At 75.0% G+C, this 1,564-nt stretch carries 2 protein-coding genes; both read right to left on the bottom strand.

The features are described 5' to 3' along the window. Positions 1–185, bottom strand: a 185-nt coding sequence (locus tag G3I53_RS29950; protein WP_164438964.1) for an AAA family ATPase, incomplete at its 3' end; no start/stop codon positions are given. Between the two features lies 1 nt (position 186). Further along, entirely contained in the window at positions 187–1,467 is a 1,281-nt protein-coding gene (locus G3I53_RS29945) for an adenosylmethionine--8-amino-7-oxononanoate transaminase (RefSeq protein WP_164336635.1), read from the bottom strand. Positions 1,468–1,564: the final 97 nt, after the last annotated feature.

The raw sequence follows: 1,564 nt of genomic DNA, 5'->3' as shown, positions 1-1,564 counted from the left end.
GTCACCGGTCCGGCCAGCCGCAGCACCTCCTCGACGTCGCCGGGCTCGTCCGGCCGCACGCCCGTCTGCGCCGCCTTCAGCACGGCGACGGACCGGCCGGCGGCCAGCGCGGCGGCGGCGACCGCGGCCGTCACCACGGTCTTGCCCACCTCGGTCCCGGTGCCCGTGACCACCAGTACCGCCACGTCAGCCCTCCTCGGCGGCGGCGCACACCGCCCGGGCGATCCGTGCCACGTCGACGTCGTGCGTGACGAACGGGGGCATGGTGTAGATCAGGTCGCGGAACGGCCGCAGCCAGACCCCCTCGCGGACGGCCGCGGCGGTCGCCGCCGCCATGTCGACCGGGCGGTCGAGCTGGACGACGCCGATGGCGCCGAGGACCCGCACGTCACGGACCCCCGGCAGATCCGCGGCCGGAGCCAGCCCCTCACGCAGCCCCGCCTCGATCCGCTTGACCTCGGCGAGCCAGTCCTGCCCGAGCAGCAGTTCGACCGACGCGCAGGCCACGGCGGCCGCCAGCGGGTTGCCCATGAAGGTGGGCCCGTGGGCGAGCACCGGCACCTCGCCGCGCGAGATGCCGTCGGCCACCCGCGCGGTGCACAGCGTGGCCGCCATCGACATGTAGCCGCCGGTCAGCGCCTTCCCCAGACACATCACGTCCGGGGTCACGGCGGCGTGGCCCGCCGCGAACAGCGCGCCGGTGCGTCCGAAGCCGGTCGCGATCTCGTCGAGGACGAGCAGCACGCCGTGCTCGTCGCACGCCTCCCGCAGCACCCGCAGGTAGGCGGGGGAGTGGAACCGCATCCCGCCCGCGCCCTGCACCACCGGTTCGACGATCACCGCGGCCAGTTCCGCCGCGTGCCGCCCGATCAGCTCCCGCAGCCCCTGCGCGTACGCCTCGTCGTACTCCGCGGGCGGCGCGTCGGCGAACACCTGGCGGGGCAGCACACCCGCCCACAGCCCGTGCATCCCGCCCTCGGGGTCGCACACCGACATCGGCTGCCAGGTGTCCCCGTGGTAGCCGCCGCGCCAGGTCAGCAGCCGCCGCTTCTCGGGGCGCCCCAGCGAACGCCAGTACTGCAGGCACATCTTGACCGCGACCTCGACCGAGACGGACCCGGAGTCCGCGAGGAAGACGTGCTCCAGCCCCTCGGGCGACATGTCGACAAGGAGCTTCGCCAGCCGTACCGCGGGCTCGTGGGTGAGCCCGCCGAACATCACGTGGCTCATCCGCCCGAGCTGGTCACGGGCGGCCTCGTTGAGGACCGGGTGGTTGTAGCCGTGGATCGCCGACCACCAGGAGGCCATGCCGTCCACCAGCTCGCCCGAGCCGTCGGCGAGCCGCAGCCGCACCCCGCTCGCCGACTCCACGACGAGCGGTTCCCCACGGCCCGGCATGGGCCCGTACGGATGCCAGACGTGCTGCCGGTCCAGCGCCAGCAGCTCGGCGACCGACCGCTCAGGCATTGGGGGCGAGGTCCGTTCCGGCACCGCGGCGGCGGACGGCGACCAGGTCGGGCCGCGGCTCCTCGGCCGCCGGGACGGTCTCCGGCGCCGCGTCACC

Origin of the sequence: Streptomyces sp. SID14436, from assembly GCF_010548465.1 — a bacterium.
In the GTDB taxonomy this organism is placed as follows: domain Bacteria; phylum Actinomycetota; class Actinomycetes; order Streptomycetales; family Streptomycetaceae; genus Streptomyces.
Note: the sequence above shows the minus strand (reverse complement) of the source record. Positions and strands in the feature narration are given on the sequence as shown.